We start from the raw sequence: 12,646 nt of genomic DNA, 5'->3' as shown, positions 1-12,646 counted from the left end.
TCTTTAGGGAAGCACTGATAAATTCAGCCGCGCCGTCTTAGCACATCTTTTTCGCCCTGTCTTTGTCGACAAATCCTCCACATAGCTTTTGCTATGCATCCGGTTTGTCTCCTTGACAGGACAAAAAATCTGTACCAATTCGACGGACTTCATTTTATCAGCGATTCCCTAGGAAATGGGAGGTTGGATTTATGGATACAGTACAGTTTGTAATGCTCATCGTCGTCGCGGCGATTACGGGCATGGCGAGCGTGCTCGATGAGGCTCAGTTTCATCGTCCGCTGATCGCCTGTACGCTCGTCGGTCTCGTGCTCGGCGATGTGACGACCGGCATCATCCTCGGCGGTACGCTTGAACTCATGGCTCTCGGCTGGATGAACGTCGGCGCGGCAATGGCGCCGGATGCGGCACTCGCCTCGGTGGTGGCGACCATCCTCGTCATCGTCGGGCATCAGAATATCACAGCGGGCATTGCGCTTGCCGTTCCGCTTGCTGCGGCAGGTCAGGTGCTCACCATCTTCGTGCGTACGATCACCGTCTTCTTCCAGCATCTCGCGGACAAATTTGCCGAGGATGGCAATACGTTCGGCATCGAGATGTGTCACGTCGCAGGTCTGATGCTGCAGGCGATCCGCGTCGCCGTTCCCGCTGCGCTTGTCGCGCTCATTGCAGGTACGGACACGGTCAGTGCCATGCTGAACTCGATTCCCGAGGTCGTGACACGTGGTCTGCAGGTTGCGGGCGGCTTCATCGTCGTCGTCGGCTATGCGATGGTCATCAACCTGATGAATGCAAAGTCGCTCATGCCGTACTTCTTCCTCGGCTTCCTCCTCGCGGTCTTCACGGACTTCAACCTCATCGGCTTCGGCGCGGTCGGACTTCTCTGCGCGTACTTCCACATCAAGGGAATTGAACGCGAGTCGCAAGTCGCAGCAGCAGGTGCCGGCGGTACGGGCAACCCCGTGGACGACATCGACGATTCGGATCTGATGTAAGGAGGCAGGGCAATGGAAAAGACATTAAACAAGAGAGATCTGTTCTGGATCTTCGTTCGTTCCAACTTCCTGCTCGGATCGTTCAACTTTGAGCGTATGCAGGCAATGGGCTTCTGCGTTGCGTTGATGCCCGCACTCAAAAAACTCTATCAGGGCGACGAGCTGAAGGCGGCACTCAAGCGTCACCTTGAGTTCTTCAACACGCAGCCGTTCGTGGCGGCGGCGATCATGGGCATCATCGCTGCGATGGAGGAAAAGCGTGCGAACGGTGCGGACATCAGCTCGCAGACACTCTCGGGTGTCAAGGTCGGTCTGATCGGACCGCTTGCCGGCGTTGGCGACCCGATCTTCTGGGGAACGCTGCGCCCCGTGCTCGCCGCACTCGGCGCGGGCATTGCACTCACGGGCAGCATCCTCGGTCCGATCATCTTCTTCGTCGCGTTCAACGCACTGCGCCTCCTCACGCACTGGTACGGCGTTCGGTACGGCTATGAGAAGGGCACAGAGCTCGTCGACAACATCGGCGGCAACAAGATGCGCTACCTCACGGAGGGCTCGTCTGTCCTCGGACTTCTCGTCATGGGCGCACTCGTTGCGAAGTGGACGACCGTCAACATGCCACTCGTGCTCTCCGAGTATGTGAACGCGCAGGGCGAGGTCGTCGTCACGACCGTGCAGACGATTCTCGACAGCCTCATGCCGAGCATCGTTCCGCTCCTCATGACGTTCGCGTGTATGTATCTCCTGCGCAAGGGCGTTAACCCGCTGCTCATCATCCTCGGACTCTTCGCAATCGGCATCATCGGCTACGCGATTGGTCTGCTTGCCTAATCAACAGATTTTCGGAGGGGCTGCTTTACGAAGAAAAAATTCGTACGGCAGTCCCTTTTTGGTATATAATGGAAGTGTCGCAGGGGAGAGGAGGGGATACGATGCAGAAACCTTTGTCATGGCGGTGGATACTGCTCCCCCTCGTGCTGATTGCGGGGCTCGTCTGCGCCCTCTTTGCACAGACCGACCACTCCGCACGCAGGAATGAGGGGCGTGCAAAGTTCGGTGCCGTCTACATGACGACGAACAATCCGTTCTATGAGATCATCGACGAGGAGATCCGCACCGTCGTCGAGAACCACGGCGATGTGCTCCTCTCGCGCGACCCTGCACTGGATGCCGCGCGGCAGATCGAGGAGATCGAGGGGCTCATTGCGGACGGTGTGCGCGTTCTCTTCATCAACCCCGTCGGCGGTATGCGCATGGATGCCGCGCTCGCACAGGCGCGGGCAGCAAATGTCATCGTCATCGCCATCGATACAAATGTCGCAGAGGAGGGCTACGTCGCCGCGACCATCGTCTCGGACAACTACAGCGCGGGTGTGCAGTGTGCGGAGCATCTCATCGCACACGCGGACGGCGGGCGCATTGCCCTCCTCAAGCATTCCGAGGCGCGTTCGGCGGAGCTGCGCATCGAGGGATTTCGTGCGGCGATTGCACAGCATCCCTCCTTTCAGATCGTTGCGGAGGAGGAGTGCAGCGGGCAGCTTGAGATCGCGATGCCCGTCATGGCGGAGATGCTCGCCGTGCATCCCGACATCGACGTAGTGATGGCACTGAACGATCCCGCCGCCCTCGGTGCGATTGCCGCACTCCAGAGCGCGGGGCGCACCCCGACGGATACGATGGTCTACGGCGTGGACGGCGTACCCGAGAGCCGTGACTTCATCCGCGCCGGCTGGATGACGGCAACCGCCGTGCAGTCCCCGCGCAGCATCGGACGCATGGCGGCGGAGCAGGCATACCACATCCTCGCGGGCGAGGGGGCGGAGGATGTCACGCTGCCGACCCGCCTGCTGACGGTTGAGAACGTGGATGAAAATGACGGCGGGGGGTGGGACTGAATGACGGCAGCGGGATTTTCGGTGCACGGGCGTGCGTTTGAGGAGGTGCATTGGCTTCTCTATGCCTACAATGCCATCGTCACCGCGCTGCTCACGGCATTCCTCTGCCTGACGCAGTACAAGATCCAGATGTCGATGGGGGCATACGCCTTTTTGAAACAGGTGGACGCGCTCCCGCTCTCGCCCATGGAGAGCAGCATCATGGCGGCGATGTCCTTCCTCCTGCTCGCACTTTTCGGCTGGCTCTATCGGCTCGACACATCCGCACGGCGCACGCGACTCTATTTCCTGTTGACGCTTGAGATCGCCGCCTGCATGACGCTGATGCGCAGTGTGAACTTTGCCTATGACGGCATGGTGCTGCTCGTGGTTGCGGACATGATGCAGCGATATGAGGGGCATCACCGCGCCTCGCTCCTGATTGGGGCGATGGTCGTGCTCTACCTCATCGCAAATGTCAACCTCGCGCTCTACCAGACACACGTCATCCCGTTCGAGGCATACGTCGCCTACTACAATGGGGAGACGCAGAGCATCCTGCGCGCACTGCGCAGTGCTTGCTCCTCACTGAATACGATCCTATTCGTCTCCTATCTCGTCCTGCTCATCAAGAACAAGAACGAGGAACGCGAACGCGTGCGTCTGCTCAACGAAAAACTAGAGGAAGCCAATACGCGTCTCAGGGCATACGCCATCCATGCGGGGCGCATGGCGGAGACGCGTGAGCGCAACCGTCTCGCACGGGAGATCCACGACACGCTCGGGCACGCGCTCACGGGCATTACCGCAGGGCTGGACGCGTGTATGGTGACACTGGAGAGTGCGCCGGAGTTCACGCGGCAGCAGCTCGCACGCATCCGCGACACGGCACAGAAGGGCATCACGGACGTGCGTCGCTCGATGAAGAAGCTGCGCCCCGACGCGATGGAAAAGCTCCCCTTTCAGGAGGCGATTGCGGGCATGACACGCGACTATGCACAGGCGTCGGGCATGGAGGTCGTGCTTGACGTGCAGCAGTGGCCGGCGAATCTGCGTGAGGATCAGGAGGATGTCATCTACCGCGTCCTGCAGGAGTGCCTGACGAACGCCCATCGGCACGGTCAGGCACGACATGTCCGCATCACGATCGGCGAGACGGCGGGCATCCTCGGCATCTGCATTGCCGACGACGGCACGGGCTGTCTTGAGGTGACACCGGGCTTTGGACTGCGGCATATGCAGGAGCGGCTGTACCTCCTGCATGGCACGGTCGAGTACCGCAGTGCGAACGGCTTCATCGTCGAGGTCAAAGTCCCGCTCAGCGGGGGAGGAGGGGCGCATGATTAACGTCATGATTGCCGACGATCAGGAACTTATTCGCGAGAGTCTGAAGATCGTGCTCGAAATGAATGAGGACATGGCGGTAACAGCGATGGCGCGGAGCGGGCGCGAGGCTCTGGAACTCCTCGCCCAGACGCCCGTCGATATCATCCTCATGGACATCCGTATGCCCGAACTCGACGGTGTGCTTGCGACGAAGGCGGTCAAGGAACGCTATCCCAACGTCGGCATCATCATCCTCACGACCTTTGACGACGATGACTATGTCTACTCCGCGCTGAAATACGGTGCGAGCGGTTACCTCCTCAAGGGCGGCAGTGTGCAGGAACTCGCGGGTGCAATCCGCACTGTCGCTGCGGGCGGCAACATCCTCAACCCCGATGTCACAAACAAGGTGGTCAAACTCTTCAGCCGTATGGCGCAGGGCTCGTACGTCGCGGAGGCGGATCTGCAGGGGGTGCGCACGCTGACGCACACGGAGCGCAGCATTGCCCAGCTCGTCGGCAGGGGGCTCTCGAACAAGGAGATTTCGACCGCGCTTTCCCTCTCCGAGGGCACGGTACGCAACGGTCTCAGCACGGCACTCTCGAAGCTGAACCTGCGCGACCGCACGCAACTCGCACTCTGGGCGGTGCAGATCGGTCTGTCGCAGATGAAGGGGGAAAGGATGAAATGAGATGCGCGTGAAGAGACCCAATAAATTTGCGCTTCTCGTCCTCCTCATCGCCATCCTCTGCATCGCGTGGATCGTGCCGCGCAGCAGCCCCGTCCTGACCGTCGGCATCTTCGCGGGCAGCAACTGGGGTGTGCCGCACGCCGAACCCTATGCCATCATCGACCGTGCAAAGGAGAAGTTCGAGGCAGAGCATCCGGGCGTTCATGTCGTCTATGTGAGCGGCATCCAGCGCGAGGACTATGCGGAGTGGCTGGCAGGGCAGTTTTTGAGGGGGGAGGAGCCGGACGTGTTCCTGCTCTCGGCGGAGGACTTCGCGCTGTATGCGGAGAAGGGGGCATTGTATGATCTCACACCGCTGATGGAGGGCGACGCGGCATTTTCTGCCGAGCTCTATGAGCACACGGCGTTTCAGAACGGTCAGTATAACGGACGCTCGTATGCGCTGCCGATGGAGAACATGATCACGCTCATGTTCGTGAACAAGACCCTGCTTGCCCGTGAGCACCTCGCGATGCCGTCGCTCGCGTGGACGTGGGCGGACTTCCTCGCACTCTCAGGGCAGATCACGAAGGATACGGACGGGGACGGCGTGCCCGATCAGTTCGGTGCCTACGACTACACATGGCAGCAGGCGGCCACTGCGAACGGTGTGCGGCTCTTTCGGAAGGACGGCAAATCCTCGTACTTTGCCGACCCCCGCATGGAGGAGGCTCTGCGCTTTGTCAAGGAACTGGAGGAAACGCACGCGGGGTATGTGGTCACGGCGCGTGACTTCGACATGGGGCGCGTCGCCTTTCGGCCGTTCACATTCGCCGAGTATCGTACCTACAAGCCCTATCCGTGGCGCGTGAAAAAGTACAGCTCGTTCGAGTGGGACTGCATTCCGCTGCCCGCAGGCCCCTCCGGTGGGAACATCTCGACGATGGACAGCCTGCTCGTGGGGATGAGTGTGCGTACGGAGCGGCGGGAGGAGGCATGGGCATTGATGAAGATTCTGAGCACCGACCCGGAGATTCAGGCGATGGTGCTTGAGAAGTCGCACGCCCTGCCCGCACGGCGCGATGTGCTTCAAGCGCGGGCCGCGCAGGAGATCTTCCTCTGGGATTCGGGGGAGAGTGCGATGACGGTCGCGGACGTGGGGGATGCGATGCGTGCCGCCGTGACCCCCGACCGCTTTGAGCGGCACGAGGAAGCGATGCTCTACGCAGATCGCACCATCCGCACACTCATCGAGGAGCCGCCGCCGTTTCACAATGCACTGAACCGTCTGCAAAAGGAGATCAACGCCATTTTGCAGCAGTAATTTTTGGGGAAAAGGGAGGGGCTATGGACTATAAAATCGTTCTTTCGGACATTGACGGTACACTGCTCACAACGGAGCATCACGTTCTGCCGCGCACGGCGGATGCCATTCGACAGGTGGTGGCACGGGGCGTCCCGTTCGCCCTCGTTTCGGCGCGTATGCCCGAGGCAATCACGCCGATCATCGAGGAGATCGGCACACGCGCTGCGGCAATCTGCTACAACGGCGCACTCGTCATTACTCCCGAGGGGGTGGAGATCCACGATGAACGCATGAGCCGCGCACATACGGATGCCGTGCTGAACCTCATTGCACAGTCCTATCCAGCGGCATCCATGAGCTACTACGCAGGGCATACATGGTATGTGCGTACGCGCGATGATGGCGACGTGCAGCGCGAGGAGGGCATCACGGGCGTGCAGTCCGTGGAGGAGGATTTTCAACGACTGATCGCGGCGGACATTCTGCCGAACAAGCTCTTTGCCATGGGCGCGCCCGAACTGATTGCGCGCATGGAGCAGGAGCTTTCAGAGGTGCTGCCGGCACTCTCCATTGTACGCTCGGCACCGCATCTGCTCGAAATCATCGAGCGCAGTGTTTCCAAGGCGACGGGGATTGAGATCCTGCTCGCTCATTACGGTATTGACCGCTCGGAGGCACTTGCCTTCGGCGACAATTACAACGACATTCCGATGCTGCGCTATGTCGGGCACAGTGTTGCAATGGGCAATGCGCCTGAGGAGATCAAGGGCATTGCAGGCAGTGTGACGGAGGCGAACGATGCCGACGGCATCTATCACTTCCTGAAGAAGGTTCATATGGTGGAATGAAAGGGGTACACAGATGTTTGGAATCATTGTTGGAACGCATGGGATCTTTGCCGAGGAGATTGTGAAGTCCTGCGAGATGATCTGCGGCGCACAGACGAATGTGCGTGCGGTGACGCTTGTGCCGGGTGAGGGACCCGACGACGTGGTGAAAAAGTACGAGGCGGCAATTGAGACTCTGGACTGCGCGGACGGCGTGATCTTCCTCAACGACCTCTTCGGCGGCAGCCCGTACAACGCAGCGTGCCGTCTCGCGGCGGAGAGCGAGAAGTACGGCATCGTCACGGGCGTGAATCTCCCCATGCTCATCGAGATGGTCAGCGCACAGCTTATCGGTGGGGACTATGACATCCTCGCACTCATGGAGCAGGCGGCGGAGGCGGGCAAGAACGGAACGCAGCTCTTCCATGCCTCGACCATGGAGGCGGATGAGGACGACGATCTCTAGGCGGAGACGGGCGAAAAATTTCTTGACAAGCGTCTGCATATCCGCTATAATCTCTCTTGTTGCTGAGAGCGACACAGGGGTATCGCCAAGTTGGTAAGGCACGGGATTCTGAATCCCGCATGCGTTGGTTCGAGTCCAGCTACCCCTGCCATTTGTAAATTCGGAGCCGCAAATCTGCGGCTCTTTTTGTATTTGCTGAAAAAATCATTGAAAACTATTCTTAATTTTGTTACGATATGAAGACGATTGATCTCATCGAAGGAGTTGTTACCATGAATGAAAAGAAACGCAGGTGCGGCATCACGGATATCCTGCTGGTCGTGCTGAATCTCATCTTTTTTGTCGGCATACAGACGGTATTTGCGCCCTGTGAGGCGCGTCCCGACGGCTCGTGGATGACGTGCCACTGGGCGGGGCAGGCACTGATGGGGATTGCGGCGGCACTGCTCGCAATCGCTGTCATGCACCTTGTTATCCCACGCGCACAGGTCAAGATCGGTCTCTCACTTGCCGTGATTCCGGTGTCCGTATTGGCATTTGCTGTGCCGGAGCATCTCATCGATCTCTGCATGATGGAGACCATGCACTGCCATACGGTGATGGAGCCGGCGGTGACGGTGCTCTCCCTGCTGAATATCATGACCGCAGGGGCGAATATCTATGTGTATCGAAAGGGGGCGGAGGTGTGACGTTTTCGCGTTTTCTCGCTGTCCGCAACTGCCGGTACAGCTCTGTGCGCGCGTCCGCGCTCGGTGCGGTGGCGGCAATTCTCGCGCTCGTCCTCTTTGGCGGCTCGCTCATCCTGCTCAGTCTCCAAAACGGTCTCGGGCGTTTTCAGGAGCGTCTCGGCGCGGATGTCATTGTCCTGCCGCACGAAGCAGAGGCGGCAGGCGTGCTTGAGGGCGTACTTGTGCAGGGGGTACCCGCGCATTTCTACATGGAGGAGCACTACCTTGATGAGCTGCGGGGGCTCTCGGGGGTCGCACAGGCAACGCCGCAGTTCTTCCTCGCCTCCGCGCATGCGGGCTGCTGCTCGGTGGCGGTGCAGCTGATCGGCTTCGACCCCGCGACAGATTTTACGATCCAGCCATGGATGCGCGAGAGCTATGACGGTGTGATCGGCTTCGGAGATATCCTCGTCGGCAGCGGCATCTCCGTGCCAGCAGACCATATGCTGATGTTCTACAATACGCCCTGTCGTGTCGTCGGACGGCTCAGTCCGACGGGGACGGGGATGGACACGGCGGTCTATACGAATATGGAGACGATGCGTACGATGATGGCGAACGCCGCTGCGGCGGGATTCGATTATTTCCATGGGATTCCGACCGAAAATGCGATTTCTGCCGTGCTCATTCGGGCGGCGGACGGCTTCGCACCCGAAGGGATTGCAGCGGCGGTCAACCAGATGTATCCGCAGCTTTCGGCACACGCGGCGCATGGGATGGTGCGCGATGTGGAGCAGGGGCTCGGCGGCATCACGGGAACGATTTCGGTGCTGCTCGGAATCATCTGGCTGCTCTCCGTGCTCATCCTCGGCATTGCGTTTCGCATGGTCGTGCATGAGCGGCGACGTGAATTTGCGATGCTGCGCGTCGCGGGCGCACCTCGTACACTGCTCGTGCGGACGATGCTGACGGAGGCGGGGCTGATTGCAGCGGCGGGGGCTGCCCTTGGCATCCTCGTCGGTGCCGCCGTCGTTCTGCCGTTTGCGGGGCTGATGAAGGAGAGCCTGACACGTCCCTATCTCCTGCCGGATGTCGGGGTGATTCTCGCACTTGCCCTCGGCACGTTTGCGGCGACGGTGCTCTCGGGAATGCTGTCGGCGGCGTGGACGGTGCGGTGCGTTGGCTCCGCCGAGCTCAGTGCAGTACTGCGGGAGGATGGATGATGGAACTTCGTGCGGAGAAGATCAGCCGCGATTTCCTGCGCTACAGTGCAAAGGACGGCTATTTTACGGCGGTCGCGGAGACGGATTTCACGCTTGCGGCGGGGACGCTCACGGCGGTGACGGGACGCTCGGGCAGCGGCAAGAGCACGCTGCTCCATATCCTCGGTGGACTGATGAAGCCCGTGACGGGACGCGCCTTGCTCGATGAAATGGACATCTACGCACTGGGCGAGGCGGAACGCGACGCGCTGCGCCGCTGTCACATCGGCATCGCTCCGCAGCGTCTGATGTCGCTCGCCGCGCTCACGGTGCGCGAGAACATCCTGCTGCCCGCATTGCTGACGGGGCAGGAGGAGACTGCTGCCGTGCGTGCCGATGTGCTGATGGAACGTCTCGGCATCCGTAAGCTCGCGTCGGTCGCGCCGTCGGAACTCTCGGGAGGGGAACTCAGGCGCGTAACGATTGCGCGGGCACTCGTGATGCAACCGGGCATCCTCCTCGCGGACGAGCCGACGGGCGACCTCGATGAGGAGAATACGAGGAGCGTCCTCCGTCTTCTGCGTGATACGGCAGATGCGGGCACTGCCGTCCTCCTCGTCACGCACGAGCGTGAGGCGGCGGCGTATGCCGACGCTGCCTATACCATGACGGCGGGGAAGTTGGACAAAATCGCATAGAAAATCCCGAACGGTGGCAAGTTTGTCATCGTTCGGGATTTTTGCGTCTAGTCTCTTAGAAGCATAAGCTCCTCGACGGGGAATTTGAAATGCAATGTATCGCCGATGCCGGCTTCGTGTGCGTGCCATGTCGCCTTGTCGATTTCCCAGCGGATGAGCATCGCTCCATCGGCGAAGCGCAGCATGACGATGTAGGTAAAGGTGCTCTCGATGACCTCGGCGATGCGTGCAGAGAGTGCATCTGCATCGCTTTCCGATGCCAGTACGAGATAGTGTGCGCGGACGGCGATGTGGCGCACGTCCGTCGTCGCGTCGGCGACGCGGAGCGTGATGCCCCAGTCGGTCGCCGTGACGTGCGTTTCGTCCACACGGCGGGCGGCAGAGATGTTCTTGCAGCCCGTGAGTGTGGTCGCGGCACGCGTGCCCGGATTCCGAAAGAGTTCGTGTTTGTCCATCGGTGGCGTAAGTTGTCCGCGGTCGACGGTTGCGATCTCGCGTGCGATGCGGAATGCCTCGTCACGGTCGTGGGTGACGAGGATTGCCGAGATGTCCTGCATGGCGAGGATCTCGCGCAGTGCCGTTTCGATCTGCCACTTGAGATGGGTGTCGAGAGCGGAGAGCGGCTCATCGAGGAGCAGCACGTCCGCGCCGCGTGCGAGAATGCGTGCAAAGGCGACGCGCTGCTGCTGTCCGCCCGAGAGCCCTGCAGGATAGGCATGCTCCAGCCCGTCGAGGGAGAAGCGTGCGACGTTTTCGGCAAAGACGCGCTCCTTTTCTTCCCGCGAACCATCGAGCGCGAAGATGATGTTCTCCCGCACGGTCATGTTCGGAAAGAGAGCGTAGTTCTGAAAGAGGTAGCCGACGCTGCGTGCTTGCGGCGGGAGGTTGATGCCCTTTGCACTGTCGTAGAGAGTGCGTCCGTTGAGTACGATCTGTCCGCGATCGGGCCGCTCGAGCCCCGCGATGCACTTGAGCGTCATGCTCTTGCCGCTGCCCGACGCGCCGAGGAGTGCGAGAGTCGTGTCCCGTAGCGTGAACTGCGCCGCAAGCGTGAAGTCGCGCAGACGCTTTTCGATGTTGACGATCAGCTCCATCAGCGCACCTCCCGTTTGAGGTAGAGGTTCATCGCTCCGATGAAGACGAGCGAGAACAGCGAGATGACAACGGCCCAGCGAAAGGCGAGGTCGTAGTCGTTTGCCTGCACCGCCGCGTAGATGGCCGTCGACATGGTCTGCGTGTGTCCGGGGATGTTGCCCGCGAACATGATGGTCGCGCCGAACTCGCCGAGCGCACGGGCAAACGAGAGGACGAGACCCGCGAGGATGCCGTGGCGCGCGTTCGGCAGCACAATGCGCCAAAAGATGCGCCAGTTGCTGACGCTGAGTGTCTGCGCCGCGTGGATCATGTTCCGGTCGATTGCCTCGAATGCGCCTCGTGCCGTGCGGTACATGAGCGGGAGGCTCACGATGACCGCCGCGATGACCGCCGCACGCCAGGTAAAGACGAGCGGCAGGTCGATTGACAGGAGGAAACTCCCGATGGTACTACGCTTACCGAGGAAGAGCAGGAGGAAGAACCCCACGACGGTCGGCGGCAGGACGAGCGGCAGGGTAATCACGGCATCGGCGAGCGTGCCCGCGAGGCGGCTGCGAATTTGCAGCACGCCCCACGCGAGCGCGATACCGACGAAGAAGGTGATCACGGTCGCAAGCCCGGAGACCTCGAGCGATATGATGAGCGGCGATAGTGTTTCGTCCGTCATTATTTCACTTTGAAGCCGTATTTCTCAAAGACCTTCTTCGCGGCATCGGTCTGGAGGAAGGCGAGGAAATCCTTTGCTTCCTTCGTATTCTTTGCGTCCTTGAGCACGGCGGCGGGATAGACGATGGGCTTGTGCGTGTCGGCGGGCGCGACGGCGGCGACCTTTACCTTGTCCGAGATGGCGGCATCGGTCGCGTAGACAACACCGCAGTCCGCATCGCCTGTCTCGACCCACGCGAGCACCTGACGGACATCCGAGCCGTAGACGGCGCGCGCCTTTACCTGATCGAGGATGCCGAGCTTCGTAAAGACTTCTTCGCTGTACTGTCCGACGGGGACGCCCTTCGGTTCGCCGAGCGCGATGTGATTGACTTCGGGATTGAGCACTGCCTTGAAGTCAGGCAGGTTCAGCTTGCTGTCCTTCGCCGTGATCAGCACCACGCTGTTGATGAGCAGATCGACGCGCGTGCCGTCTGCAAGCAGCTTCTTCTCGTCGAGCGCATTCATCTGCTTCTGTGCGGCAGAGACGAAGACATCGGCAGCTCCGCCGTTCTCAATCGCCTGTTGAAGTGCGCCGCTGCTGCCGAAGTTGAAGACGAGCTTCGTATTTCCGTGCTCCTTTTCATACATGCCGCCGAGTTCCTTCATCGCGTCCGTGAGGCTCGCTGCCGCAGAGACCTGCAGTTCGACCGGGCCTTCCTTCGGCGTCTCCATCTTGTTCGCGCTGTCGCCGCCGCCGACGCAGCCGGCGGTAAAGAGCGCCATGGCGGTGAGACCCGCCGTAAGTAAGTTCCTGAGTTTCATGATTATGACCATTCCTTTCCGCTACGCTTCAAGGCACAAAACTGTTACG

15 protein-coding genes and 1 tRNA gene are annotated in these 12,646 nt (G+C 60.5%); 12 read left to right on the top strand and 4 right to left on the bottom strand.

Annotation, left to right across the window (positions count from 1 at the left end):
* Nucleotides 1-3 precede the first annotated feature (3 nt).
* A complete protein-coding gene (locus ACO6BQ_RS05995; RefSeq protein WP_489120004.1) occupies nucleotides 4-153 on the bottom strand; it encodes a secretion protein HlyD in 150 nt (49 codons plus the stop codon).
* A 38-nt stretch (nucleotides 154-191) separates the two neighbouring features.
* Here ACO6BQ_RS05995 and ACO6BQ_RS05990 point away from each other — a divergent pair, with 38 nt between their 5' ends.
* From ACO6BQ_RS05990 to ACO6BQ_RS05935, 12 genes are all read left to right on the top strand, one after another.
* A complete protein-coding gene (locus tag ACO6BQ_RS05990; protein ID WP_489120003.1) occupies nucleotides 192-995 on the top strand; it encodes a PTS mannose/fructose/sorbose transporter subunit IIC in 804 nt (267 codons plus the stop codon).
* A gap of 12 nt (nucleotides 996-1,007) precedes the next feature.
* A complete protein-coding gene (gene manZ / locus ACO6BQ_RS05985; protein WP_489120002.1) occupies nucleotides 1,008-1,826 on the top strand; it encodes a PTS mannose transporter subunit IID in 819 nt (272 codons plus the stop codon).
* A gap of 101 nt (nucleotides 1,827-1,927) precedes the next feature.
* On the top strand, nucleotides 1,928-2,890 hold the full coding sequence (locus ACO6BQ_RS05980) for a sugar ABC transporter substrate-binding protein (RefSeq protein WP_489120001.1): 963 nt from the start codon (nucleotides 1,928-1,930) through the stop codon (nucleotides 2,888-2,890).
* On the top strand, nucleotides 2,891-4,216 hold the full coding sequence (locus tag ACO6BQ_RS05975) for a sensor histidine kinase (RefSeq protein ID WP_489120000.1): 1,326 nt from the start codon (nucleotides 2,891-2,893) through the stop codon (nucleotides 4,214-4,216).
* Nucleotides 4,209-4,886 (top strand): response regulator transcription factor, encoded by a 678-nt coding sequence (locus ACO6BQ_RS05970; protein ID WP_489119999.1) that lies wholly within the window; start codon nucleotides 4,209-4,211, stop codon nucleotides 4,884-4,886. Before ACO6BQ_RS05975 ends, ACO6BQ_RS05970 begins: the two co-directional genes overlap by 8 nt.
* A gap of 1 nt (nucleotide 4,887) precedes the next feature.
* Entirely contained in the window at nucleotides 4,888-6,189 is a 1,302-nt protein-coding gene (locus ACO6BQ_RS05965; RefSeq protein WP_489119998.1) for an ABC transporter substrate-binding protein, read from the top strand.
* Nucleotides 6,190-6,212: 23 nt separating this feature from the next.
* On the top strand, nucleotides 6,213-7,019 hold the full coding sequence (locus tag ACO6BQ_RS05960) for a Cof-type HAD-IIB family hydrolase (protein WP_489119997.1): 807 nt from the start codon (nucleotides 6,213-6,215) through the stop codon (nucleotides 7,017-7,019).
* Between the two features lie 13 nt (nucleotides 7,020-7,032).
* Nucleotides 7,033-7,464 carry a PTS sugar transporter subunit IIA gene (locus ACO6BQ_RS05955; protein WP_489119996.1) on the top strand — a complete coding sequence of 144 codons (432 nt, stop codon included), beginning with the start codon at nucleotides 7,033-7,035 and terminating at the stop codon, nucleotides 7,462-7,464.
* Between the two features lie 75 nt (nucleotides 7,465-7,539).
* A tRNA-Gln gene (locus tag ACO6BQ_RS05950) sits at nucleotides 7,540-7,615 on the top strand.
* 121 nt (nucleotides 7,616-7,736) lie between these two features.
* Entirely contained in the window at nucleotides 7,737-8,153 is a 417-nt protein-coding gene (locus ACO6BQ_RS05945; protein WP_489119995.1) for a DUF4418 family protein, read from the top strand.
* Entirely contained in the window at nucleotides 8,150-9,355 is a 1,206-nt protein-coding gene (locus ACO6BQ_RS05940; RefSeq protein WP_489119994.1) for an ABC transporter permease, read from the top strand. Before ACO6BQ_RS05945 ends, ACO6BQ_RS05940 begins: the two co-directional genes overlap by 4 nt.
* On the top strand, nucleotides 9,352-10,032 hold the full coding sequence (locus tag ACO6BQ_RS05935) for an ABC transporter ATP-binding protein (RefSeq protein WP_489119993.1): 681 nt from the start codon (nucleotides 9,352-9,354) through the stop codon (nucleotides 10,030-10,032). Before ACO6BQ_RS05940 ends, ACO6BQ_RS05935 begins: the two co-directional genes overlap by 4 nt.
* Before the next feature lie 47 nt (nucleotides 10,033-10,079).
* Here the strand turns inward: ACO6BQ_RS05935 and ACO6BQ_RS05930 are convergent, their stop codons facing one another.
* The 3 genes from ACO6BQ_RS05930 to modA are packed head-to-tail and all read right to left on the bottom strand — an operon-like array spanning nucleotide 10,080 to nucleotide 12,597.
* Nucleotides 10,080-11,126 (bottom strand): sulfate/molybdate ABC transporter ATP-binding protein, encoded by a 1,047-nt coding sequence (locus ACO6BQ_RS05930; RefSeq protein WP_489119992.1) that lies wholly within the window; start codon nucleotides 11,124-11,126, stop codon nucleotides 10,080-10,082.
* A complete protein-coding gene (gene modB / locus ACO6BQ_RS05925) occupies nucleotides 11,126-11,794 on the bottom strand; it encodes a molybdate ABC transporter permease subunit (RefSeq protein WP_489119991.1) in 669 nt (222 codons plus the stop codon). The genes ACO6BQ_RS05930 and modB overlap by 1 nt, the downstream gene beginning before the upstream one ends.
* A complete protein-coding gene (gene modA, locus ACO6BQ_RS05920) occupies nucleotides 11,794-12,597 on the bottom strand; it encodes a molybdate ABC transporter substrate-binding protein (RefSeq protein WP_489119990.1) in 804 nt (267 codons plus the stop codon). Before modA ends, modB begins: the two co-directional genes overlap by 1 nt.
* Nucleotides 12,598-12,646: the final 49 nt, after the last annotated feature.

It is taken from the genome of Centipeda sp. (in: firmicutes), from assembly GCF_057271695.1.
This window is presented reverse-complemented; position numbering and strand designations above follow the sequence as displayed.

Excerpts from the sequence above, each read along its gene's own strand:
- ACO6BQ_RS05970 (WP_489119999.1), top strand. The coding sequence starts at position 4,209 with ATGATTAACGTCATGATTGCCGACGATCAGGAACTTATTCGCGAGAGT.
- modA (WP_489119990.1), bottom strand. The coding sequence starts at position 12,597 with ATGAAACTCAGGAACTTACTTACGGCGGGTCTCACCGCCATGGCGCTC.
- ACO6BQ_RS05930 (WP_489119992.1), bottom strand. The coding sequence starts at position 11,126 with ATGGAGCTGATCGTCAACATCGAAAAGCGTCTGCGCGACTTCACGCTT.
- ACO6BQ_RS05935 (WP_489119993.1), top strand. The coding sequence starts at position 9,352 with ATGATGGAACTTCGTGCGGAGAAGATCAGCCGCGATTTCCTGCGCTAC.
- ACO6BQ_RS05975 (WP_489120000.1), top strand. The coding sequence starts at position 2,891 with ATGACGGCAGCGGGATTTTCGGTGCACGGGCGTGCGTTTGAGGAGGTG.
- modB (WP_489119991.1), bottom strand. The coding sequence starts at position 11,794 with ATGACGGACGAAACACTATCGCCGCTCATCATATCGCTCGAGGTCTCC.
- ACO6BQ_RS05955 (WP_489119996.1), top strand. The coding sequence starts at position 7,033 with ATGTTTGGAATCATTGTTGGAACGCATGGGATCTTTGCCGAGGAGATT.
- ACO6BQ_RS05945 (WP_489119995.1), top strand. The coding sequence starts at position 7,737 with ATGAATGAAAAGAAACGCAGGTGCGGCATCACGGATATCCTGCTGGTC.
- ACO6BQ_RS05990 (WP_489120003.1), top strand. The coding sequence starts at position 192 with ATGGATACAGTACAGTTTGTAATGCTCATCGTCGTCGCGGCGATTACG.
- ACO6BQ_RS05960 (WP_489119997.1), top strand. The coding sequence starts at position 6,213 with ATGGACTATAAAATCGTTCTTTCGGACATTGACGGTACACTGCTCACA.
- ACO6BQ_RS05965 (WP_489119998.1), top strand. The coding sequence starts at position 4,888 with ATGCGCGTGAAGAGACCCAATAAATTTGCGCTTCTCGTCCTCCTCATC.
- ACO6BQ_RS05980 (WP_489120001.1), top strand. The coding sequence starts at position 1,928 with ATGCAGAAACCTTTGTCATGGCGGTGGATACTGCTCCCCCTCGTGCTG.
- ACO6BQ_RS05995 (WP_489120004.1), bottom strand. The coding sequence starts at position 153 with ATGAAGTCCGTCGAATTGGTACAGATTTTTTGTCCTGTCAAGGAGACA.
- manZ (WP_489120002.1), top strand. The coding sequence starts at position 1,008 with ATGGAAAAGACATTAAACAAGAGAGATCTGTTCTGGATCTTCGTTCGT.